Raw genomic sequence first — 22,733 nt, forward strand, 5'->3', positions numbered from 1 at the left:
GATTTTCATTGTTTTAGGCGCAGTTTTGCACGTTCGGCAACAGAAAAGAGACGGAAAGTATTAAATATTCTTAAATCATAGGGATGTTCAATGGTCAATGGTCAATGTTCAATAAAAATTTTGTACCTTTGCACCCGCTTTAAGCAATAACATTATTAATTTATTTTATTAAGTAGTATGAATCAATACGAAACCGTTTTCATTTTAACTCCCGTTTTGTCTGATGAACAGATGAAGGAAACGGCCGCAAAATTCAAGAAGGTTCTCACCGATAAGGGTGCAGAGATCATCAACGAAGAGGCCTGGGGATTGAAGAAGATGGCTTATGCTATTCAGAAGAAGTCTACAGGTTTCTACTGCCTGGTAGAGTTCAAGGCTGAGCCAGAAGTGATTAAGACATTGGAGACTGCTTTCCGTCGTGACGAGAAGGTAATTCGTTTCCAGACTGTTAAACTTGACAAGTATGCAGTTGAGTACGCCGAGAAGCGTCGTGCAAAGCTTGGTAAAAAAGAGGAGGCTTAAACTATGGCAGAACAGAGTGAAATCCGTTATTTGACAGCTCCTTCTATCGACACAAAGAAGAAGAAGTATTGCCGTTTCAAGAAGAGCGGTATCAAGTACATCGACTACAAGGATCCCGAGTTCCTGAAGAAGTTCCTCAACGAGCAGGGTAAGATTCTTCCCCGCCGTATCACTGGAACATCTCTGAAGTATCAGCGTCGTGTGGCTCAGGCCGTTAAGCGTGCCCGCCAGATCGCACTGCTGCCTTACGTAACCGATTTGATGAAATAATTAAAGAGGAGGACGCAAGATTATGGAAATTATACTGAAAGAAGATATTATCGGTCTGGGATTCAAGAACGATATCGTGAATGTAAAGTCTGGCTATGGCCGTAACTACCTCATCCCTCAGGGAAAGGGTGTTATTGCTAGCCCTTCAGCTAAGAAGATTCTCGCAGAGAACCTGAAGCAGCAGGCTCACAAGCTGGCTGCCCTCAAGGCTGCTGCCGAGGAGAAGGCTGCTCAGCTCAATGGTGTAGTTGTAGAGGTTGCCGCTAAGGTAAGCGTAACTGGCCAGCTCTATGGTTCAGTTGGTGCTGCTCAGGTTGCCGACGAGCTCGCTAAGCTGGGTAAGGAGGTTGATCGCAAGATCATCACCATGAAGGATGCCAAGAAGGTTGGCGACTATGTAGCTCTGGTACACTTCCACAAGGAGGTTATCGTTGAGCTCCCTGTAAAGGTAGTTGCTGAGAATGCTGCTGAGCTGCAGGCTGCTGCTGATGCTGAGGCTGCCATCAAGGCTGCTGCTGATGCAAAGAAGGCTGCTGCTAACGAGGCAGAGGCTGCTGAGGCTGCCGACGAGGCTGAGGCTCTCGAGGCAATCGATGCTCCTGCTGAGGCATAACTTAAAAAGATTAAATCATAACAATTAATAACATGCTGTAAGGCATCATTATTTATTATGACACAGCGTCCCGAGGGTTCTCCCTCGGGATTTTTTGTGCCAAATAATGTAAAAGCCTTGCTTAACTGCCCGAAAGTGCTTATCTTTGCAACCAGAATAATAAACCTTGATGAAGATGAAACAGAAATACGCCGTATTGGTGTTCCTGATGCTGATTGCCGCATCGGCAGTTACAAGTTTCAGTAGCTATCGCGCTACCGAGAGTCTGGTCCAGAAGGATATGAGTCAGGCTTTGGCTTTTGCCCTCGACGAGCAGCAGAGCGATGTGATTACTGCCGATACCATTAAAGTGTTTAACCGTCATCTGCAGTTAGATGCTCTGCGCGGTCAGGCCCTGCTGGCTGTCGATACCCGTCAGCATGCGTTCCGTTGCGAGGCCCAGTGTTCAGCTGCTACCATTTTCTCGATGTCGGAGCAGCGCCCGGCTTTGGCTTTGTGCACCTTGGCCATGCTGTGGGGTATGTTCTGCCTGTATCAGCACCGCCGACAGATGATTGAGGGTCTTTATGGCGGGTTGGCTTTACTGGATGGCCGCATTGTTGATGCCAAAGGCAACGTGGTAAAACTCACGCCCATGCAACAACAGCTGATGGAGATGTTTTTCCGTTCACCCAATCACAGCCTGTCGAAAACCGAAATCTGCGACACGTTATGGCCTAAAAAGGATGATGCCAGCGAAACGCTTTACACGCTTATCCGTCGTTTAAAGCCCATCATCGAGGCCCATTCAGATTTAAAGATCGAGGCCGACCGCGGAAAAGCTTACGAATTGAAAATCAAGTAGTTATCACATAAATACCTTATCTCTTCATACCATGTATGGGGAGACTTTTTTGTTAAATACAGTTAATGCTTGTTTGGTTTCGGACCGTTTATGTGTCTGATTAGTGTAAAGCAAAAGTAAATGGAAAAAAATGCATTCGAACAGATAGCCCGCACGTGGCGCGAAAAAGCCATCAGTGTAAGTCTCCACTATGGTGCGGGTAGGGAAGAGGCCGAGGACATCGCACAGGATGTGATGCTTCGTCTGTGGCAGATGCACCATGAACTGGAGCGATACCAATCGGTAGAGGCCATCGTGTCGCTGATGTCGAAACATCTGCTGCGAAACCACCAAAGGCGAAAACCTACCGAGGCGCTCAACGAGGCCACCGTGGTGGGGCTAACAACCAGTCCGCACGAAGAGCTGGAGAGCAAGGAGAACGAGCAATGGCTACATAACCGACTGGCCCAGCTGCCCACAACACAGCGCACCTTACTTTACATGCGACAAGTAGAGCGGCGCAGTCACGAAGAGATAGCCCAACTGTTAGGCATCGAGCCCACATCGGTAAGTACCCTGCTGGCCAGAGCCCGACGAACATTATTACAAGAAATCAAACAGCGAAACGAGTTATGATACAGTACACCAAGGAATACATTCAGGAGTTGCTTACCAAATATATGGACGGCACTTCTACGCTCGACGAGGAGGATATCCTGAGCAGCTACTTCAAGGGCGATAACATCCCCGAGGAGTGGACCTGCTACCAGCAGCTGTTCCAGGAGATCGAGGCCATGCAGCCCGTTGCAGAGCCTGCTGATATTCAGTCTGCCGCAGAGCAGAAACCCAAAAGCCGTCGCCGTTGGATGGTTTGGAGCCTGGCTGCTGCAGCCGTTGTTGCCGGTGTGGTGTATCTGGCCGTTCCCTCTCATCAGTCGGCGTTTGTGCCCGCAGCACCGCTCACCGCTCAGACCGATACCACAACGGTACAGTCGGCAACCGAGATGGTGATGCCTCAAAACGAGACGGTTCGTGCCGATACGCTGTTGGCACCCAAGGCGGCTGCCCAGCCTGCCCCCGCCAAGAAGCGTAGCAAGCGCAAGATAGTGCCCACTATCCACGATATCGATAAGGCATACGCCCTGATGGCGCAGGTTAAAGCCCAGGCACAGGCCGAAGACGAGATGATAGAGGCGAAGATGGCCGCTTACGGCTACATTCCCGTGATGCAAGAAGATGGTACCATAGTATATATTAACGAACAAACAAATTTTATTGCATATGAAGAGTAAAAACTTAATTCTGTCGGCCATGCTGATGGCGCTGCCCTCAACTTTGATGGCGCAGCAGAACATTCAGAAGGCATTTGATGCCCTGCTGAAGGATAAGATAGTAGAAACCAAGACCGAGCATATCTTGGAGCATGATCCCGAAACGGGACTGAAGAGTGCTCAGGCCGATGTCTATGATTTTGTGATCACTAACGCCTCTGCGCTTAAGCATATCAAGAATATCCAGCAAGCTTTCGAGCAAGATAAGAGTGCTGCTTATTCTCTGCGCACAGTGAATCGTACTAACAACGAATCGCAGCGCGGCTTCTTTGAGCAGATGGGATCCAAGATGGGTTTGAATCAAGTGGCGCTGAGAGTGGGCGACGGCATATCGCAGTCGGTAGCTATTGGCAGTATGCCCAATTCAAAGTATATCTATGCTTGTTTCCTTGATAAGGAGCGTACCGATAAGGACTATCGTTATGCCTATGCGATGGAGTGGGCCGAGAACGACGGCAAGACCGAGTTCCGTCTTGCTATTACCTATGGTACAAAGAACGAGCAACGCAAGTCTAAAATCAAGCATATTTCGGTAAACAGTAAGGACTTTGATCTGAACAGTCTGGATTCGATTTTTAGCAATGTGGGTAATTTGGCCGAAATGATTAAGGATAACATAGGGTATAACTTCGATGCCAGTTTGGATTACGATTCTATCATGCCGGCTGGTGCCAAAGCGTCTCACATCTGGCTCAGCGAGTTTAACTCTTACAAGAAGTTCTTCCTAAAGAATCCCGATGGCAATACTGCTACCCACCACGCCACCTCGATCTACAATCTCTGCAAGAACGCAGATGGACTTGAGCCTGACGAAAAGAAGTTGGCTGCCAAGGAAATAGCGAAGCTTAAGAAAGCCACCAAGGACGATTTTATCCAGAATCTGTTCGATATGTGCATCGAACGACTCGGCAAATAACCTGCTGAAAATTAGATGGTTCGCTCGTTGTCAGTGAATTGTCAGACAAATGTCAGCCAAATAATTCTCTCTCTTTATATTCTCTTCATACCTTTGCAGTCAAAAACTACAGGTATGAGGAGATTCTTATTTTTAGCGTTTGGTGCGTTTGTGATTTTTATGGTATATATGTCGAACTGTGGTGGATGTAATGACCGTCCGTTGGCCGAGAAGCTGGAGCGGGCGATGACGCAGACACGGCTGGTGACTTATCACGATGATGATTACGATTACACCATTAAATACCCGATGTTTTTTGAACCTTCCGACGATTCGCTGATGGAGAAAGGTAGCTGTAGGTTCAGCTTCTGGCAGGACAGCATCGAGATTGTGCTGGCGGCCTTTGTGCAACGTAATGCCGACTCGCTCAGCGTCGATCAGGCTGCCAACAAATACGCAGCTGAGCTGCATGCCACGCACCAGCGCACGGGTAATAACTTCTTTATTCTTTCAGGCTCGCTGCATAGCGACACAGGTCAGATTACCGGGCGCCGCTTTTATGCAAAGTTTGTGCGTCATCGCAAACTCTGGTTTGTACAAACCCTCACGTATCCCGAAGAATGCGAGCGCGCCATGAGTCGACTGCTTAAAGAGATAGCTGCCTGGCAGGTTTGGTAATCACAAAAAATATTAAATACGTGCAAGTAAGAAGAGTTTTCTCGGAAAGAATGCTTACATTTGCACCGCTAAATTACATAAACATTATATTAATGAAGAAACTGACATTTCTAACTCTCATGGCATTAGCTTCGGCACATGGAGCTATGGCTCAGACTCAGGCCGACTCGCTCAGAGCCGACAGCATTTTTAAATCGCTCGAACTACAGGGCGTTGAGGTCGTTAAACAGAAGGCATTGGTCAAGTCGGATATCGACAAGATTACTTATAATATCGAAGATGACCCTGACTCCAAGTCGAATTCCACTCTCGATATGCTGCGTAAAGTACCGATGGTGACCGTCGACGGCGAAGATAACATCCAGGTAAATGGTTCAAGTTCGTTCAAGGTGTATGTAAACAGTAAACCTAACCAAATGATGTCGAACAACCCTAAGGAGGTACTTAAAAGTATGCCCGCCAGCAGCATCAAGCGCATCGAGGTAATCACCAATCCCGGTCCCAAGTACGATGCCGAAGGTGTAGGTGGTATTCTCAATATCATCACTCATGGCAAAAATATCGAGGGATATACCGCTACCTTTAGAGCAAATGTGCATAATCAGGGCTTGGGTGCAGGCGCCTATACCACAGTCAAGAGCGGCAAACTCACTATGAGCGCCAACGTTAACTACAACTACAACGATCGTCCACGTGGCTATTCGGGCAGTACCCGTAAGACCGTCGGTAACATCAGCAATTCATCGTCCGACATCGAGAGTTCAAGCTGGTCGGATTCTCACGGCAACTCTAAGTATGGTTCGCTCGAAGCCAGTTACGAGATTGATACCCTTCGCCTGCTTACTGCCTCGTTCGATCTCTATGGTGGAGGCAGCAATGGCGAAGGTGAAAGTTCGCTTTTGGCCACATCGCCGCTCACGGGCAATCATCTGTACAGCTACAACACGTTTCAGCGTTCAAAGAGCAGCTATGCCTATATCGATGGAGGTATCGACTATCAACGCACTTTTTCCGTCGAGGATCGCTTGTTTACGCTGTCGTATAAGATAAGCGCAGAACCTGATGACAACGACTCGTACGTAGATTATGCCGACCTGCAGGCCGCTGATGGTTGGGAGACATTCCTGCAGCGAATGAAGAACCAGCACAACGATGGCAGCCACAACACCATGGAGCACACGTTCCAGGTGGATTATACCACGCCATTCGCCAAGTATCATAATATCGAGATGGGATTAAAGTATATCCTGCGCAACAATACCTCGGAGGATGACCGCTACGAGAGTGATGTCTTCGACCGCGATTATTCGTCGCACTATAAGCATCGCAATGATATCATGGCTGCCTATTTGGGGTATGGACTGAAGATCAAGAAGTTTTCTGGTCGCTTAGGACTGCGCTACGAACATACCCTACAGGATGTGGAGTATAAACTCGGTCGTGGCGATGATTTCACCAAACATTTCAATGATTTCGTGCCATCGGCCAGCATAGGCTATAAACTCGGTCAGGCCACCAATCTGCGCCTGGGCTACGATATGCGTATCTACCGTCCGGGCATCTGGTATCTTAATCCATATCTCGACGATTCTACACCCACCAACATCAATCAGGGAAATCCTAATCTCGACAGCGAGAAAAATCATTCGTTCAACCTCAGTTTCAGCAATTTTACGCCCAAGTTCAATATTAATCTCGCCTTGCGCTATGGCTTTACTCGTAATAGTATTGAGAATGTGGTAAAGATGATGCCCGACACCAAGATTGCTGGACTTAAGAACCCCACCGGCAAGGATGTGCTCTACACAAGCTACGAAAACATTGGTCATCGCGAGGGCGTTAACCTGAATGCGTATGTAAACTGGAATGCCAGCAAGAATACCCGTATCTATATGAACAGCAGCCTGTCGTATACCGATATGAACGATGGTGGCACGCTGTCGAACTCAGGATGGGAACTCTTTGCCTATGGTGGCGCCCAGCAGACTTTGCCTAAAGACTGGCGCATCTCGTGCAATATCTATGCTATCACACCTAACGTACGTTTGCAGGGACGTGGCAGCAGCTACAGTAACTATTCGCTTAGCATCCAGAAGTCGTGGCTCAAAAATCGCCTCAATCTTACGCTGAGTGCCTCAAACTTCCTGAAGAAGTATAAGTATTTCAACTATCATACTACCGATAGTTTCTTCGAGGCTGCTAACTGGTCGAAGAACCTAAGTCAGACATTCTCGCTCAGCATCAGCTATCGCATAGGTGAGCTGAAGGCCAGCGTTAAAAAGGCCGAACGCTCTATCACTAACGATGACGTGAAGGGCGGCGGCGGTTCTAATGGCGGTAGTAATTCTGATTCAAATTAATCATAAAATAAGCCGCACTATTCTGTGCGGCTTGTTATTTTCTGGAGATGTAATCTCTCGTTTAGTTGCTTCAGTAGCTCTTGGGGCTTGATGTCCAGGTAGCGCGTGGGGATTTCGTAGGGAGCACCGGGACTGAGTTTATAGCCCATGCGTGTTTCGCGGGTTTCGTCCAGATACTCATCGGTACGATAATTCTCGTGTTCCTGCTTGTAGTGTATGCCTATCAGATACTGCCCCTTGTAGGTAAGCGGATAGAAATCCTCTACGTCGCGGAAGCAGACCGTCCACTTATACCTGCTTTTTATCTCTACGCATTCGTCGTTGACAATGATGCGACGCCAACCTCTGATCAGTTCGATCGCTAAATTAACGAACATGACAGCAGCGAATGCACTAACGAATCTGAAGGCGTCTTCGTTGCACATAGAAAAGTATGCCACAACGCCAACCAATGGAACAAGAATCAGCAGTCCTATGGCGGGCAACTTTTTCGAGTAGTTAACTTTAAGTACTTTCATTATTTTCTCTTTATTAGTTCTACTTTATAGCCTTCTTTGCGCAGCAGTTGGATAATGCCCGACTGACCAATCAGATGTCCTGCGCCGAATACAAATAGGGTTGGTGTTTGGCTGATGGCGGTTTTGATTTTGGGCAACCATCGTTCGTTGCGGGCCTTAAACAGTTCGGGCTGCTTGTTAACCTGCGAAATCCAGTAGTCAGATTGTGCAAAACTATCGTAATCGCCCTCTTTCCAATAGGTTCCGGTCTTGGCTACCGTGTTCAGCTCGTCGGCTATCATCTGTTTGCGATGCTCCATGTCGCTCAGAAAAGCCACCAGCGAGTCAACCTGCACGTCGATCTTGGCATTCAGCGAGTCGCGCATCTTTTTCAGCTTATCCTCGGGCTGTACCTCGTCGAGCTGTCCGAAGCTTAATCCGCGCTCCTTGGCACGATTGATGCAGAACATGTCTATCGGTGTGCCGGTCATGCCTAACTCGGGATGTTTCTGCATCTCCTGACTTGTAAATATCAAGCTGAATGTGGTAATCAGCACGTTGGGCTGATAGTTCCATACGCTTTTCATCACCGAGTCGGTAAAGTTCACTTGGAAAGTCTCTTTAAAGCGCGTGTTCAGCAGGTCTATCTGGTCCTGATTCAGTACGTCAAAGATGTTTTTCCCTTCGGGCAGACTGATAGCCTGCTGTCCTGCAGCCTGTGCCTGGGCCATGGATTGCTGACTGCTGATATCGTACTCGGCATAAAGCTGACGGCATTTCGATTCGGCCTCGACAAATTCGGGGATACTGTCGAGCAGAGAGCCGGGCAATGTATGTACTGATCCGAGGATATAAGATGGCTCTTTGATTTTCTTGCCGCTGATGCGGAACAGGAACTGAGCGTTGGCACTAACAGCTGTAAAGGCTATGGCCAGGATAAGGAAGGTTTTCTTCATAACTTTTTTGGTTTATAAGTTTCACGTTGCAAATATAAGCAACAAATCTTGATTGTGCAAGAAATGCGCGCGCCTTAACCTAATAATAACATTGGGTTGGGGGACAGAACAAAAATAAAGCCCGCAGAACTGAGTTCTACGGGCTCTTTCTCTCAATCGTTCGTTCAATTACTGAGCAACTGAATCAGCAGCAACTGTGTCAACAGCGAGGCTGTCAGCTACAGTGTCAACTACCTCGGCGATAGAGTCAGTGTCCTGTACAGGAGCCTGAGCCTTGTTACCACATGATGCGAAAGAGATAGCAGCAACTGCTACGAACATGAATACCAATTTCTTCATTTTTTCTAAGCTTTTAAAATCTGTAAAACAATCATTTGTTTATTAAAACGATGCAAAGGTAAGCATTATTTTAATACAACGTATCATTTTTTTCGATTTTTTTTTAGGGGTTTTTGTAACTTTTTTGCAAACCGCTGTAAATCAGCCACTTACGAAATGTTAAATTTAGTGTATTTTTCGCACATAACTTAAAAATGGCTCAAAATGCGTGTTTTTTGCAAAAAATGTCGTACCTTTGTGCCCGCAAACAATACACCTATTTTATATATGATAGATACCTCAGCATTTCAAGGCAAAAAGGCTGCCTATTTTACACTCGGATGTAAGTTGAACTTCTCAGAAACATCTACTTTTGGTAAGATGCTTCAGGACCTGGGCGTAAGTACTGCCCAGAAAGGCGAGCAGGCCGACATCTGTTTGATAAACACCTGTTCGGTAACCGAGGTGGCTGATAAGAAATGTCGTCAGGCCATTCACCGCTTGGTGCGCGAGAATCCCGGCGCCTTTGTGGTGGTAACGGGATGCTATGCCCAGCTCGAGGCCGACGAGGTGGCAAAGATCGAGGGTGTAAGTCTGGTGTTAGGCTCTAACGAGAAGGCCAACCTGGTTCAGTTCTTGTCGGATGCCTGGACAGGCGCCCCCACAGCTAAGTATTATCGTGAGAAAACCAAGGATATCAAATCCTTTGCGCCCAGCTGCTCAAAGGGTAACCGCACGCGCTATTTCCTGAAGGTGCAGGATGGTTGCGATTACTTCTGCACCTACTGTACCATTCCCTACGCCCGTGGTTTTTCGCGTAACCCAACGATTGCCTCGCTGGTAGCGCAGGCCCAGGAGGCCGCTGCCGAGGGTGGTAAGGAGATTGTGCTCACCGGTGTGAACATCGGCGACTTTGGTAAGACTACCGGCGAGAAGTTTATCGACCTGGTTAAGGCGCTCGATGGGGTAGAGGGCATTCAGCGTTACCGCATCAGCTCGCTCGAACCCGATCTGATTTCGGACGAGCTCATCGAGTACTGCGCCAAGAGCCGTGCCTTCATGCCGCACTTCCACATCCCCCTGCAGAGTGGTAGCAACACGGTGCTCAAGCTCATGCATCGTCATTACGATCGCGAGCTGTTTGCCGAGAAGATCCACCGTATCAAGGAGTTGATGCCCGATGCCTTTATCGGCGTGGATGTGATGGTGGGCTGCCGTGGCGAAACACCCGAGTGCTTCGAGGAGACCTACACGTTCCTGGATAGCCTGGATGTTACTCAGCTGCACGTGTTCCCATACTCCGAGCGCCCAGGCACATCGGCCCTCAGCATCCCATACGTGGTTCCCGAGAAGGAGAAGAAGCAGCGTGTAAAGCGCCTGCTGGAACTCTCTGATCAGAAAACCCATGCTTTCTACGAGCGTTATATCGGCCAGCAGGCCGAGGTGCTGTTCGAGAAGGCTACCCGCGGTCGTGCCATGCACGGTTTTACTAAGAACTATATCCGTGTAGAGCTGCCCGCCAAGGATGCTAACCCCGATTTCGACAATCAGCTTATCAGTGTGAAGCTGGGCGAGATGACCCGCGATAAGGAGTCGTTAATGTGTATTATATAATGTACGCGCGCGAAAAAATGGAAAAAGTAGCAATAGTGATACTTAATTGGAACGGTCGCCAGATGCTCGAGCAGTATCTGCCCTCCGTGCTTAATTACTCAAAGGACGAGGCCACGGTTTATGTAGCCGATAACGCATCAACCGACGATTCGTTGGCGTTCCTGCAGCAGCATTACCCCGAGGTAAAGCTGGTTGTGCTGGATCAGAACTGGGGCTTTGCCGAGGGTTACAACCGGGCTTTGGCACAGATCCAGGCCGAGTACTACCTGCTGCTCAACTCCGATATCGAGGTTACCCACCATTGGCTCACCCCGATGATCGAGTACCTGGATGCCCATGCCGATGTGGCTGCCTGTCAGCCCAAGCTGCTCTCCATCTTTGATAAGGACCGCTTTGAGTATGCCGGTGCCAGCGGTGGCTATCTCGACCGCTTTGGCTATCCTTTCTGTCGTGGTCGTATCTTCGATACCGTCGAGGCCGATAACGGACAGTACGACGATGTGGCCGATATCCTGTGGGCCACAGGCGCCGCGCTCCTCATCCGCAGCACCGATTACTGGGCTGTAAACGGACTCGATGCCCGGTTCTTTGCCCATAACGAAGAGATTGATATGTGCTGGCGATTGCGCATACGTGGTCGCCGTATCGTCTGCATTCCAGATAGTTACGTGTACCACGTTGGTGGTGGCACGCTGCCTAAGGGTAACCCGATGAAGACCTTCCTGAACTTCCGCAACAACCTGACGATGCTGTATAAATGCCTGCCCGATGGCGAGCTGCAGCACGTGATGCGTTGGCGCTGGTTCCTGGATTACCTGGCCGCCTGGGAAACCCTGATTCTGGGTCGTAACTGGGGCGACTTCAAGGCCATCTACCGTGCCCGTCGCGCTTTTAAACGTTGGAAGAAAGATTTTGAAGCCGACCGCCAAGCCATTCAGGCTTCGCGTCAGACCATAAAAATACCAGAGCAAAAATCGTTCTCTTTGCTCTGGCAGTATTACGCTAAAGGTCGCAAGCTGTTTAGTGCCTTGCCCCTTTAGTTATGGCTGGGTAATCACCACCTTTACGGGCTGTTCAACCTCCTTGCGCCACAGCTTCAGGAAATTGAACCAATCCTTAGCGGTATGATAGCCAAATGTCTCGTTATCAGAGGTATACGCTATCTTGTACTTCAGTATATTCTGGTTGGCTTTTACCACAAAAGCATAGTTATCTTTGTTGGCTGGCTCCTCGCTGGCCATGTACTGCTGGGGTATCAATATACCCAAGCCCACCGTTTCGCGCTTAAAGTTGATGGTGTCGCCTGTGGGGAAGTCGCTGCCCCAACAGCCGCGCAAACCCTTATGGTCGGTAAACTCCTCCGAACCCTTTACGTTAATCACACCGGTAGAGAATCGGTAGTTGCTCACGTCGGTATGCTTCTTGGTGAAATATACTTCTACATCGGTGTCGCGATGACCGGCGTACTGGATGTAGCGTATCGTTAGGTTGATGGGTGATGGGTGGTAGGTGTTGGTGGATGGTGCCTGCCAACCTTTATCTACTAACTCTACGATGGTGCGCAGCGGACCGTACGAGATGATGCGCTGTGTGCGCGAGGCTACGGGCTCAATCATCGTGGGTTGCTTGCCGTCCCAACCGCGGAACGCACCCAGTCCAAAGGTGTTGCCTACCCACAGCACATCGTCGCCGTAACCTTGTGCCTTCTGCTCAGGCTGGGTGTAGAACTGGGTTTCCTCCAGCTCCAGGCGCTTCTGGAACTTACCGTACAGGTCCAGTGTCTGACGTTTGTCGAAGTAGATGCGGATACCGTTCAGCTCGCTCTCAAAATCCACGCCGTGATGGTGCTGCAGGTTGTACGAGTTAGCGCAGTCGCCGCGCGCGGTGATGGCCTCGATAAAGTTGTTGTGCTTGTTTTTCTCCTTCACCTTGTCGTTGCGAATCAGCATTTCGGCAAACACGCGGGCAGGGTATTTGGCAGGCTCGTCGCACAGGTCGGTAAACAGCTGTACCTGGTACTTCAACTGCTGTTTGCCCTTCAGATCGGCCAAAAAGCAGAGCTCGTCGAACACCTCGTCCTGGTCCAGATCATCTAGCTGACAGGGTATCTCCTTGCCCTCGCAGGTAACCAGCGCGCGGCGCACTTCGCCGTAGCTGTTAAGGGGGATTATCACCGCCTGATCGGTGCGTGCGGCAGCCGATGGGTTAGTAACGCTCACGGTCAGCTGCTGCTGAGCCTGGGCGGTCATCACACTGATGGCAGCAAGTGCCAACGTTATCATTTTCTTCTTCATCTTTTTTATTTGTCTTAGCAGAGAGCAAAAGTACACAAAAACCATCAAACGGCCCCCGATTTTTACACAAATAAACAAAAATGTGCAGGTTTTTATACTTTTATTTAAATATTTTAGGTTAAAATTTGGTTTTTAAAATATTTTTTAGTATATTTGCAACGATTTTTTTAACATAAGTATATCATTACCCCACAAAAATAGCCCGTGCGCAAGGTATATTATTTCCTGTTGATAGTGCTCTTTGGATGCATTAGCTGTGAATGGCAATTTACAGCAGGCGACGACCTTATAGTTAAGGTTGATCGCTACGACCGTATCCAGAGTCTGTACCTTACCACCGGCGATTTTTCGGCTTTGCAGCAGATGAACACCGCTTATCCCATGCAAACCCGCACGCTTATCGAGGATGTGCTGCGTATCGGTAAGGTGGATGATCAGCAGATTAACACCAAGTTCCTGCGATTCTATCAGGATTCTACCTTGCAGGCGCTCATTTCCGAGGCCGAGCAGCAGTATGCCAGCATGGATGATATCAATGCCGATTTTACCAAGGTGTTCAAGTATCTGCGCGAGCATATCCCTGGCATCGAGGTACCCGAGGTGTATGCCCAGATTGGTTCGCTCGATCAGAGTGTGATTGTGGGCAACGGCTCTATCGGTATCTGCTTGGATAAGTACCTGGGCAGCGATTATCCCCTTTACAAGAATCCGCTCTACGGCTATTCCAAGAGTCAGCTGGCCACGATGACCCGCAGCTACATTGTGCCCGATTGCGCCGGGTTCTACCTGCTCAGTCTGTACCCCATGCCGCACGACCGCGCCCTCAGTCAGCAGGAGCGCGACATGCATATCGGCAAAATCCAATGGGTCATCAATCAGGCTTACGGCAAGCACGTGTTCAACACCGTTTATACCCGTATGGTTGATCGCTACATGAAGAGCCACAACCTTACCATCGACCAGATGCTGCGAAACAACAACTATTCTGAGTTCCGCAAAACCAACTGACCTTGGTGTATATCATTCTGCTTCAGGTAGTTTACCAGTTTGTTGGTAAACTCGTAGTTCTTTAGTCCCCAATGCGGCGCTATCAGCAGTTCCTTAGGCGATTGCGACACAAAACGCTCCAGCACCATATCCGGTCGCAGGCGTTGTATGTACTGGGCAATCAGTTCGATGTACTCATCCACGCTGTAGATGTGGAACGGCTCGCGTTCGTACTCGTCGGCCAGTCGGGTGCCGCGGATAATCTGCATCTGATGAATCTTCAGAATGTCGATGGGCAGCTGCGATAGGATAGGGGCCTGGCGCAGACTCTCGGCCGCATCCTCGCCCGGCAGTCCCAGGATGATGTGCGCGCCGGTGAGCAATCCGCGTTGGTGGGTGCGCTCCAAGGCCGATACCGACTGCTCGAACGTATGTCCGCGATTGATATGTTGCAGCGTTGCGGCGTTGCAGCTTTCCAGTCCGTACTCCACCAGCACAAACGTACGCTGGTTCAGCTCGGCCAGGTAATCCAGCAGCTCGTCCGATACGCAATCCGGGCGTGTGCCAATCACAATGCCCACGATATCCTCAACCGCCAGCGCCTCTTCGTACAGCGCTTTCAACTGTTCGATAGGGGCGTATGTATTCGTAAACGCCTGGAAATAAGCCAGGTACTTCATGTCGGGATACTTATGCGCAAAAAACTGCTTGCCCTCGGCCAGCTGCGCGCTCACCGACAGGCGTCGCTGACAGTACGAGGGGTTAAACGTGCGGTTGTCGCAGTAGATGCAGCCGCCCGTTGATATCCGTCCGTCGCGGTTCGGACAGGTAAAGCCGGCATCTATCGATATCTTCTGCACACGGTACGGAAACTGGCGCCGTATCCACGTGCCGTAGTCGTTATAATAGGGTGTATTCACTTTATTTAAATCCATCAGTGTGCAAAGTTAACGAAAAAAACGCTATCTTTGCAGTCTGAAACAGTAAAAACTCGAAAAATATGAAGAAATTAAGATTATTCTCGCTTGGCGTGTCGCTGGCGCTGGCTGTGAGTGCTTCGGCTGGCAAGCAGATTACGCTCACCGACATTACCAAGGGCGAGTTCCGCAGTAAGTCCATCAGCGCCGTTTACCCCTTGGCCGATGGCGAGACCTACGCGCAGATTAGCAGCGATGGTAAGCAGATTGTTACTTACTCGTTTAAAACCGGCAAACAGGTAGGCGTGCTGTTCGATGCAGCCACCGCCCGTGGCGCTGAGATCAGTGAGGTGGATGGTTACATCATGAGTCCTGATGGCACCCGATTGCTCATCCAGACCAACACCAAGGCCATCTATCGTCGCTCGTTCACTGCCACCTATTATATATATAGCATCCGCAACAACAAGTTGGAGCCCCTGTCGGATGGCGGTCCTCAGCAAACGCCCGTGTTCTCGCCCGATGGTAACCAGATTGCCTTCGTACGCGACAACAACATCTTCCTGGTAAAGCTGCTCTACGATAATGCCGAGAGTCAGGTTACCAAGGACGGCAAGCGCAACGAGGTGATCAACGGTATCCCCGACTGGGTGTACGAGGAGGAGTTCTCAACCAACTCGTCGATGGTGTTCACCGCCGACTCTAAGCAGATTCTGTGGATCCGTTACGACGAGAGCGCCGTTAAGCAGTACTCTATGCAGCTGTTCAAGGGCCTGAAGCCCACCCGCACCGAGTTTGCCGAGTACCCTGGCGACTACACCTATAAGTACCCCGTGCCCGGTCAGGTTAACTCCAAGGTTAGCGTGTGGAGCTACGATATCAAGAGTCATCAGACCCGCAAGATCGACGTGCCCCTGGGTGCCGAGGATTATATCCCCCGTATCAAAGCTACCAGCGATCCTGCCAAGGTGGCCATCATGACCATGAACCGCCACCAGGACGTGCTGCGTATCTATATGGCCAACCCGCTCTCAACCGTTTGCAAGCTGGCTATCGAGGATAAGGTTGATAAGTACATCAAGGAAGAGGTGCTCGACGACATCCAGCTCACCGATCAGCACATCCTGCTGCCCAGCGAGCGCGATGGCTACAACCATCTGTATCTGTACAACCTGAACGGACAGCTGCTGCGCCAGATTATCCACGAGAATTTTGTGGTAAAAGCCGTTTACGGTTACGACGAGAAGACCGGCGACACCTATTTTGCCGCTAACCCCACTGGTGCTACCGAGCAGCAGGTGATGGTGGCCCACCAGAATGGCAAGGTAGAGGCGCTCACTCCTAAGTCGGGTGTCAGCAACGCCATTTTCAGCAAGAACTTCAAGTACTTTATCAATATCTGGAGCGATATCAACAATCCCGCCCAGTACACCATCTGCCAGAACAACGGCAAAAAGCTCACCACACTTATCGACAACCACGAGCTCAAGGCAAAGTTGGCCGATTACGAGCTGGGGCAGAAGCAGATGTTTACTTTTACCACCAGCGAGGGCGTGCAGCTGAACGGTTATATGGTTAAGCCCGCCAACTTCGATGCCAACAAGCAGTATCCCGTCATCATGTATCAGTACGGCGGTCCTGGCTCGCAGCAGGTGCTCAACCAGTGGGGCCTGGGCATGGCTGGCAATGGTGCCATCCTCGAGCAGTATCTGTGTCAGCAGGGTTATATCTGCGTGTGCGTTGATAACCGTGGTACCGGCGGTCGTGGTGCCGAATTCGAGAAGTGTACCTACCTGCGCCTGGGCGAGCTCGAGGCTCGCGACCAGGTAGAGACAGCCCTTTGGCTGGGTAATCAGAGTTATGTAGATAAGGATCGTATCGGCATCTGGGGTTGGAGTTATGGTGGCTGGAACACCCTCATGTCGATGTCCGAGGGTCGCCCTGTGTTCCGTGCCGGTGTGGCCATCGCGCCTCCTACCTGCTGGCGTTATTACGACTCTATCTATACCGAGCGTTACATGCGTACACCTAAGGAGAATGCCAGCGGCTACGACGAGGTTAACCCCATCGCCCGTGCCAACAACCTGCATGGTGCGCTGCTCATCTGCCATGGTTTGGCCGACGACAACGTTCACTATCAGAACACCGCCGAATACGTAGAGGCATTGGTACAGGCCGATAAGGATTTCCGTCAGTTAGTATATACCAACCGCAATCACGGCATCTCGGGTGGTAACACCCGCAACCACCTGTATCGCCAGGCCATCAATCATTTCAATGATAATTTGAAATAAAACAAATAAAAACCCCAGCCAATCGGCTGGGGCTTTTATTTATTAATAAGCGAACAAAGGATAATCCTTCATTTTCTCGTTAACGCGGGCGCGAACGCTTGCGATAACCTCTGGGTTCTCAGGATCGTTCAGTACCTCCTCAATCCAGGCAGCAATCTGAACCATCAGGTCCTCCTTAGCACCACGTGTGGTGATGGCAGGTGTACCCAGACGGATACCAGAAGTCTGGAAAGCGCTGCGGCTGTCGAATGGAACCATGTTCTTGTTAACGGTAATGTCGGCAGCAACCAGAGCGTTCTCAGCTACCTTACCAGTCAGCTCAGGATACTTAGAGCGCAGGTCAACCAGCATTGAGTGGTTGTCGGTACCACCGCTAACGATGCCGAAGCCACGCTTAACCAGCTCGTCGGCCAGTACCTTAGCGTTCTTCTGTACCTGCTTAGCCCACTCCTTGAACTCAGGCTGCAGAGCCTCGCCGAAAGCCACAGCCTTGGCAGCGATAACGTGCTCCAGAGGACCACCCTGCTGTCCGGGGAATACGGCTGAGTTCAGCAACTGACTCATCATCTTGGTTACACCCTTTGGTGTCTTCAGACCCCAAGGATTCTCAAAGTCCTTACCCATCAGGATGATACCACCACGAGGACCACGCAGAGTCTTGTGGGTTGTTGATGTTACGATGTGAGCGTACTTCACAGGGTTCTCCAGCAGTCCGGCTGCAATCAGTCCTGCAGGGTGAGCCATGTCGATCATCAGCAGTGCGCCAACCTTGTCGGCAATCTCACGCATGCGCTTGTAGTCCCACTCGCGGCTGTAGGCACTACCACCACCGATAATCAGCTTTGGCTTGTGCTCCAGTGCCAGCTGCTCCATCTCGTCGTAATCTACGCGACCGGTCTCCTTGTTCAGGTTGTAACCGATGGGGTTGTAGATCAAACCAGATGTGTTTACGCGTGATCCGTGCGACAGGTGACCACCGTGATCCAGGTTCAATCCCATGAATGTGTCGCCTGGCTTCAGTACGGCCAGCAGTACGGCAGCGTTAGCCTGAGCACCTGAGTGAGGCTGTACGTTAGCGTACTCAGCACCGAAAAGCTTGCAAACGCGGTCGATAGCCAACTGCTCAACCTCGTCAACCACCTGGCAACCACCATAGTAACGGTGTCCAGGATAACCCTCGGCGTACTTGTTAGTCAGGTAAGATCCCATGGCTTCCATCACCTGGTCGCTTACGAAGTTTTCACTTGCAATCAGCTCAATGCCTTTCAGCTGGCGCTGATGCTCTTTCTCAATCAACTCGAAGATTGTGTTGTCTCTGTTCATTGTTTTGTTTATTGGGGAAAATTTAATGTTTCATGTTTAATGTTTAATGTATCAACAAAGTTCCACTTTGTTGATATCCTGCTCCTTCTCGCAGTAGTGGCAAGTCAGAATGCCGTTCTCAACGTGGAAGTGGGTCTTCATCGGCTCATTGTTGGTAATACACTTGGGGTTATTACACTTCACAATGCCCTTAATCTCCGATGGTGTAACCACACTGCGCTTCTCAACCACCTCGTAGTCGCGTATAATGCTCAGTATCACGTTAGGTGCAACTACCGAGAGGCGCGACACCTCGTCGTCGGTAAAGAACTTATCGCTCACCTTGATGATACCTTTCGAGCCCACCTTTTTCGAGGGATAGTTAAAACCGATGGTAACAGGTGTTTTCAGTGTAAACAGTCCCAGCAAGCTGGCCACCTGGTATGTCTTGTCGGTTGGAATATGATCAATCACAGTGCCGTTCTCAATCGCGGCAACCAATCGCTCTTTCTTATTCATAATGTTCAATGTTCAATGTTCAATGTTCAATGAATAATAGTTTTATCTGTTTTAACTTCGTCGAGTGTAATTCCCAGCACATCGCAGAAGATGGCCTCGCGGGCAAACAGTCCGTTACCGGCCTGTTGTATGTAGTAAGCATGTGGGTTGTCGTCCACCTCGTAGGCAATCTCGTTTACGCGTGGCAGCGGGTGCAATATCTTCATGTTAGGTTTGGCGTTTTTCAGCAGGTCGTTGTTCAGCACATATACGTTCTTTACGCGTTCGTATTCCATCAGGTCGCTGAATCTTTCTTTTTGCACGCGCGTCATATATAATATGTCGGCATCGGCTATCACCTTCTCGTTAAACGCCGTGTGCTCCTGATACTTAATGCCGTGTTCGTCGCAATAAATCTTGTATTCCTTCGGCATGGCCAGTTCCTTCGGCGCCACAAAGTGGAAGGTGGGGTTGAAGTGCCTCATGGCCATAATCAGCGAGTGTACCGTTCGTCCGTATTTCAGGTCGCCCACCAGATAGATGTTCAGATTCTCCAGCGTGCCCTGCGTCTTGTAGATCGAGTAGAGGTCAAGCATACACTGCGAGGGGTGCTGATGTGCGCCGTCGCCGGCATTCACGATGGGCACTGGGGCTACCTCCGAAGCATATTGAGCGGCGCCTTCGATATAATGGCGCATCACAATCACGTCGGCGTAGTTCGATACCATCAGGATGGTGTCCTTCAGTGTCTCGCCCTTGGTGCCGCTGGTAATCTTCGGATCGGCAAATCCGATAACACGGGCACCCAGACGGTTAGCTGCTGTTTCAAAACTAAGTCGGGTTCGGGTTGAGGGTTCGAAGAAAAGGGTTGCCACAACTTTGCCCTTCAGCAACTCACGATTGGGGTGCTTCTCGAACTCTTGCGCCATCTCAATCATGTAGAGGATCTTCTCTCGAGTGAGATCGGCAATTGTTACAAAATTATGCTTTTTCATCAATAATTTAATTTTCTCGGCGCAAAATTACACAATATTTCTGATTTCCGTGCCGTATTTTGAAAGAAAATAGTAATTTTGCACCAAAAAGTAACTAAAAAGAGGATATGAGAAAGCTATTTGTCTATTTTCTATGGACATTATTGACATTAACCATCCTGGGCACGGCCGGTGCTTTTTACGCCATCGATAAGGGTTGGATTGGTTATATGCCACCTATCGAAGACCTTCAGAACCCCATCAGTCGCTTCGCCACCCAGATTTATTCTGCCGATGGCCAGCTGTTGGGCACCTGGAATTATAATCGTGAAAATCGTGTGATGGTAGATTACAATAAAATCGCTCCATCACTCATTCAGGCATTGGTGGCTACCGAGGATGTGCGCTTCTACGATCATTCGGGTGTGGATTTCATTGCCCTCGCGCGCGCGATAGTAAAAAGAGGTATCTTAGGTCAGAAGAGTGCCGGTGGTGGATCCACCATCACCCAGCAGCTGGCCAAGCAGTTGTATTCCGATCAGGCTCACTCTACCGTCGAGCGCCTGCTGCAGAAACCCATCGAGTGGGTGATAGCCGTCAAACTGGAGCGTACCTACACCAAGGACGAGATTATTACCATGTACTTGAATTATTTTGACTTTCTGCACAATGCGGTGGGCATCAAGACAGCTGCCAACACCTACTTTAGCAAAGAGCCAAAAGACCTGAGCGTTACCGAGTCGGCCACACTCGTGGGCCTGTGTAAGAACCCTTCTTACTTCAATCCCGTACGCAATCCCGAGCGCAGTCGCGACCGTCGTAACGTGGTGCTCGGTCAGATGGTAAAGGCCGGCTACCTTACCCCCGAAGCCTACGATTCGCTCAGCACCCAGCCACTCACTCTCAAGTTCCATGTGGCCGACCATAAGGAAGGTCTGGCACAGTATTTCCGTGAGTACCTGCGCCAGTACATGACTGCCAAAAAGCCTGTCCGTGCCAACTATCCTTCGTGGAATATGGCCAAGTTCGTTACCGACTCAATTAACTGGGAGACAGACCCTTTGTTCGGTTGGTGTAACAAAAACAAGAAGCGCGATGGCGAGAATTATAACATCTATACCGATGGCCTCAAGGTTTACACCACCATCGATTCGCGCATGCAGGAGTATGCCGAAAAAGCAGCCTACCAGCACGTGGTAAAGTTCCTGCAGCCCGCCTTCGATAAGGAGATGCAGTCAAAGAAGAATGCCCCTTATTCGGCCAACCTCACCGCTGCCCAGGTAGAGCAGATTCTGAATCGTTCTATCCGTCAGTGCGAGCGCTATCGTGTGCTCAAGGAGAGTGGGGCAACCGACGACGAGATCTACCGTTCGTTCCGTACCAAGACCAAGATGTCGGTCTTCACTTACCACGGCGAGGTGGATACCATTATGACGCCACTCGATTCGATAAAATATTACAAATCATTCCTGCGTACCGGCTTCATCAGCATGTGTCCACAGAATGGTTATGTAAAGGCCTACGTGGGTGGTCTTAACTACGAGCACTTTGCTTACGATATGGTGATGGAGGGTCGCCGCCAGGTTGGTTCTACCATCAAACCCTATCTGTACTCGCTCGCCATGGAGAACGGTTTCACCCCTTGCGACGAGGCGCCTAACGTACAGCAGACCTACATCGTGGCCGGTCAGTCGTGGACGCCACGCAACGGTAGTAAGGCCCGCTACGGCGAGATGGTAACCCTGAAGTGGGGCTTGCAGCAGTCAAACAACTGGATTTCGGCCTACCTCATGAGTAAGCTCAATCCCCGTGCCTTCGTCGATCTGCTTCACGAGTACGGTATCCGCAACCCCGATATCCATCCTTCGATGGCCCTCTGTCTGGGTCCTTGCGACATCAGTGTAGGCGAGATGGCCAGTGCTTATACCGCATTTGTTAACCATGGTATCCGCGCTGCGTGCATGTTTGTTACTAAGATCGAGGACAGCGAGGGTAATGTGATTGCCCAGTTCCAGCCCCGCCTTAACGAGGTGATTAGCGAGGAGAGTGCACATAAGATGATATATATGCTGCGCAATGTAGTTGATGGCGGTACCGCCAGTCGTCTGCGCTTTAAGTATAACCTTACCGGTCAGCTGGCAGGTAAAACAGGTACCACCAATAATAATAGCGATGCCTGGTTCGTAGGTCTTACCCCCACATTGGTTAATGCCTGCTGGGTAGGTGGCGACGATCGTGATATCCACTTCAACTCTATGGCCATGGGTCAGGGAGCCTCGGGTGCACTGCCCATTTTCGCACTCTATATGCAGCAGGTTTATAAAAATGCCCGCTTAGGATATCACCAGGACGAGGTGTTTGATGTACCTGCCGGTTTCGATCCTTGTCCGATGGGTGGCGGCGAGACCGACGATTTGGGTGGCGAAAACGACATTGAGGAGATTTTTGAATAAAAACCTCAAAAATATAGAATTTCGTATTTGCCTATATATTATATATAAGGTGTAATACAGAGATTGTAAACATTCCCGAAAACTTTCACGTTTTTGGGAATTTTTTTTGGAAAATGTTTGGTTGGTATTGAAATTTG

The 22,733-nt window shown here is 49.8% G+C and carries 22 protein-coding genes; 14 read left to right on the forward strand and 8 right to left on the reverse strand.

Annotated elements, in window-relative coordinates; genetic code table 11:
• Positions 1 to 177 precede the first annotated feature (177 nt).
• The 9 genes from rpsF (at position 178) to PRU_RS03165 (ending at position 7,492) form a co-directional block, all read left to right on the forward strand.
• Positions 178 to 522, forward strand: coding sequence for a 30S ribosomal protein S6 (rpsF, locus tag PRU_RS03125; protein ID WP_013063574.1), 345 nt, complete (start codon positions 178 to 180; stop codon positions 520 to 522).
• A 3-nt stretch (positions 523 to 525) separates the two neighbouring features.
• Positions 526 to 792, forward strand: coding sequence for a 30S ribosomal protein S18 (gene rpsR / locus PRU_RS03130; protein WP_013064765.1), 267 nt, complete (start codon positions 526 to 528; stop codon positions 790 to 792).
• A gap of 22 nt (positions 793 to 814) precedes the next feature.
• On the forward strand, positions 815 to 1,405 hold the full coding sequence (gene rplI, locus PRU_RS03135) for a 50S ribosomal protein L9 (RefSeq protein ID WP_013064329.1): 591 nt from the start codon (positions 815 to 817) through the stop codon (positions 1,403 to 1,405).
• Positions 1,406 to 1,580: 175 nt separating this feature from the next.
• Positions 1,581 to 2,249: a helix-turn-helix domain-containing protein gene (locus PRU_RS03140; protein WP_041386576.1), complete on the forward strand. Its 669-nt coding sequence runs from the start codon at positions 1,581 to 1,583 to the stop codon at positions 2,247 to 2,249.
• A gap of 120 nt (positions 2,250 to 2,369) precedes the next feature.
• Positions 2,370 to 2,864, forward strand: coding sequence for an RNA polymerase sigma factor (locus tag PRU_RS03145; protein WP_013063302.1), 495 nt, complete (start codon positions 2,370 to 2,372; stop codon positions 2,862 to 2,864).
• Entirely contained in the window at positions 2,861 to 3,520 is a 660-nt protein-coding gene (locus PRU_RS03150; protein ID WP_013064309.1) for a hypothetical protein, read from the forward strand. Before PRU_RS03145 ends, PRU_RS03150 begins: the two co-directional genes overlap by 4 nt.
• Positions 3,510 to 4,475, forward strand: coding sequence for a hypothetical protein (locus PRU_RS03155; protein ID WP_013064218.1), 966 nt, complete (start codon positions 3,510 to 3,512; stop codon positions 4,473 to 4,475). The genes PRU_RS03150 and PRU_RS03155 overlap by 11 nt, the downstream gene beginning before the upstream one ends.
• Positions 4,476 to 4,589: 114 nt before the next feature.
• Positions 4,590 to 5,132, forward strand: coding sequence for a hypothetical protein (locus PRU_RS03160; RefSeq protein ID WP_041386578.1), 543 nt, complete (start codon positions 4,590 to 4,592; stop codon positions 5,130 to 5,132).
• Between the two features lie 146 nt (positions 5,133 to 5,278).
• Positions 5,279 to 7,492: an outer membrane beta-barrel family protein gene (locus PRU_RS03165; protein WP_373314249.1), complete on the forward strand. Its 2,214-nt coding sequence runs from the start codon at positions 5,279 to 5,281 to the stop codon at positions 7,490 to 7,492.
• A 17-nt stretch (positions 7,493 to 7,509) separates the two neighbouring features.
• Here PRU_RS03165 and PRU_RS03170 read toward each other — a convergent pair whose 3' ends face one another.
• The 3 genes from PRU_RS03170 to PRU_RS15980 form a co-directional block, all read right to left on the reverse strand.
• Positions 7,510 to 8,010, reverse strand: coding sequence for an STM3941 family protein (locus PRU_RS03170; RefSeq protein WP_013065583.1), 501 nt, complete (start codon positions 8,008 to 8,010; stop codon positions 7,510 to 7,512).
• Positions 8,010 to 8,945 (reverse strand): TraB/GumN family protein, encoded by a 936-nt coding sequence (locus tag PRU_RS03175; protein ID WP_013064633.1) that lies wholly within the window; start codon positions 8,943 to 8,945, stop codon positions 8,010 to 8,012. Before PRU_RS03175 ends, PRU_RS03170 begins: the two co-directional genes overlap by 1 nt.
• Positions 8,946 to 9,113: 168 nt before the next feature.
• The gene (locus PRU_RS15980; protein ID WP_013064048.1) at positions 9,114 to 9,284 is read right to left on the reverse strand and encodes a PG1828 family lipoprotein; all 171 of its coding nucleotides are present in this window, start codon (positions 9,282 to 9,284) and stop codon (positions 9,114 to 9,116) included.
• Between the two features lie 267 nt (positions 9,285 to 9,551).
• Here PRU_RS15980 and mtaB point away from each other — a divergent pair, with 267 nt between their 5' ends.
• Positions 9,552 to 10,877, forward strand: a complete 1,326-nt coding sequence (gene mtaB, locus PRU_RS03180) for a tRNA (N(6)-L-threonylcarbamoyladenosine(37)-C(2))-methylthiotransferase MtaB (protein ID WP_041386582.1) — start codon at positions 9,552 to 9,554, stop codon at positions 10,875 to 10,877.
• Positions 10,878 to 10,894: 17 nt separating this feature from the next.
• Positions 10,895 to 11,917 carry a glycosyltransferase family 2 protein gene (locus PRU_RS03185; RefSeq protein ID WP_013063275.1) on the forward strand — a complete coding sequence of 341 codons (1,023 nt, stop codon included), beginning with the start codon at positions 10,895 to 10,897 and terminating at the stop codon, positions 11,915 to 11,917.
• On the opposite strand, the gene PRU_RS03190 is transcribed toward PRU_RS03185, so the two are convergent.
• Entirely contained in the window at positions 11,918 to 13,171 is a 1,254-nt protein-coding gene (locus PRU_RS03190) for a DUF4861 domain-containing protein (protein WP_033151271.1), read from the reverse strand.
• 204 nt (positions 13,172 to 13,375) lie between these two features.
• Between PRU_RS03190 and PRU_RS03195 the strand changes: the two genes are divergently transcribed.
• Positions 13,376 to 14,179: a gliding motility protein GldB-related protein gene (locus tag PRU_RS03195; RefSeq protein WP_013064484.1), complete on the forward strand. Its 804-nt coding sequence runs from the start codon at positions 13,376 to 13,378 to the stop codon at positions 14,177 to 14,179.
• Here PRU_RS03195 and PRU_RS03200 read toward each other — a convergent pair.
• Positions 14,152 to 15,093: a TIGR01212 family radical SAM protein gene (locus tag PRU_RS03200; protein WP_013063887.1), complete on the reverse strand. Its 942-nt coding sequence runs from the start codon at positions 15,091 to 15,093 to the stop codon at positions 14,152 to 14,154. The two genes, PRU_RS03195 and PRU_RS03200, sit on opposite strands and share 28 nt — an antisense overlap.
• Positions 15,094 to 15,158: 65 nt before the next feature.
• On the opposite strand from PRU_RS03200, the gene PRU_RS03205 reads away from it, so the two are divergent.
• Positions 15,159 to 17,369, forward strand: a complete 2,211-nt coding sequence (locus tag PRU_RS03205; protein ID WP_013065467.1) for a S9 family peptidase — start codon at positions 15,159 to 15,161, stop codon at positions 17,367 to 17,369.
• 42 nt (positions 17,370 to 17,411) lie between these two features.
• On the opposite strand, the gene glyA is transcribed toward PRU_RS03205, so the two are convergent.
• The 3 genes from glyA to pyrB are packed head-to-tail and all read right to left on the reverse strand — an operon-like array spanning position 17,412 to position 20,164.
• Positions 17,412 to 18,692 carry a serine hydroxymethyltransferase gene (gene glyA, locus PRU_RS03210; RefSeq protein WP_013065107.1) on the reverse strand — a complete coding sequence of 427 codons (1,281 nt, stop codon included), beginning with the start codon at positions 18,690 to 18,692 and terminating at the stop codon, positions 17,412 to 17,414.
• A 51-nt stretch (positions 18,693 to 18,743) separates the two neighbouring features.
• Positions 18,744 to 19,190, reverse strand: a complete 447-nt coding sequence (locus PRU_RS03215) for an aspartate carbamoyltransferase regulatory subunit (RefSeq protein WP_013065436.1) — start codon at positions 19,188 to 19,190, stop codon at positions 18,744 to 18,746.
• Between the two features lie 26 nt (positions 19,191 to 19,216).
• Positions 19,217 to 20,164 (reverse strand): aspartate carbamoyltransferase, encoded by a 948-nt coding sequence (gene pyrB / locus PRU_RS03220; RefSeq protein ID WP_013064233.1) that lies wholly within the window; start codon positions 20,162 to 20,164, stop codon positions 19,217 to 19,219.
• A gap of 107 nt (positions 20,165 to 20,271) precedes the next feature.
• On the opposite strand from pyrB, the gene PRU_RS03225 reads away from it, so the two are divergent.
• Positions 20,272 to 22,596, forward strand: a complete 2,325-nt coding sequence (locus PRU_RS03225; RefSeq protein ID WP_013064810.1) for a transglycosylase domain-containing protein — start codon at positions 20,272 to 20,274, stop codon at positions 22,594 to 22,596.
• Positions 22,597 to 22,733 lie beyond the last annotated feature (137 nt).

The organism is Xylanibacter ruminicola 23, assembly GCF_000025925.1.
In the GTDB taxonomy this organism is placed as follows: Bacteria; Bacteroidota; Bacteroidia; order Bacteroidales; family Bacteroidaceae; genus Prevotella; species Prevotella ruminicola.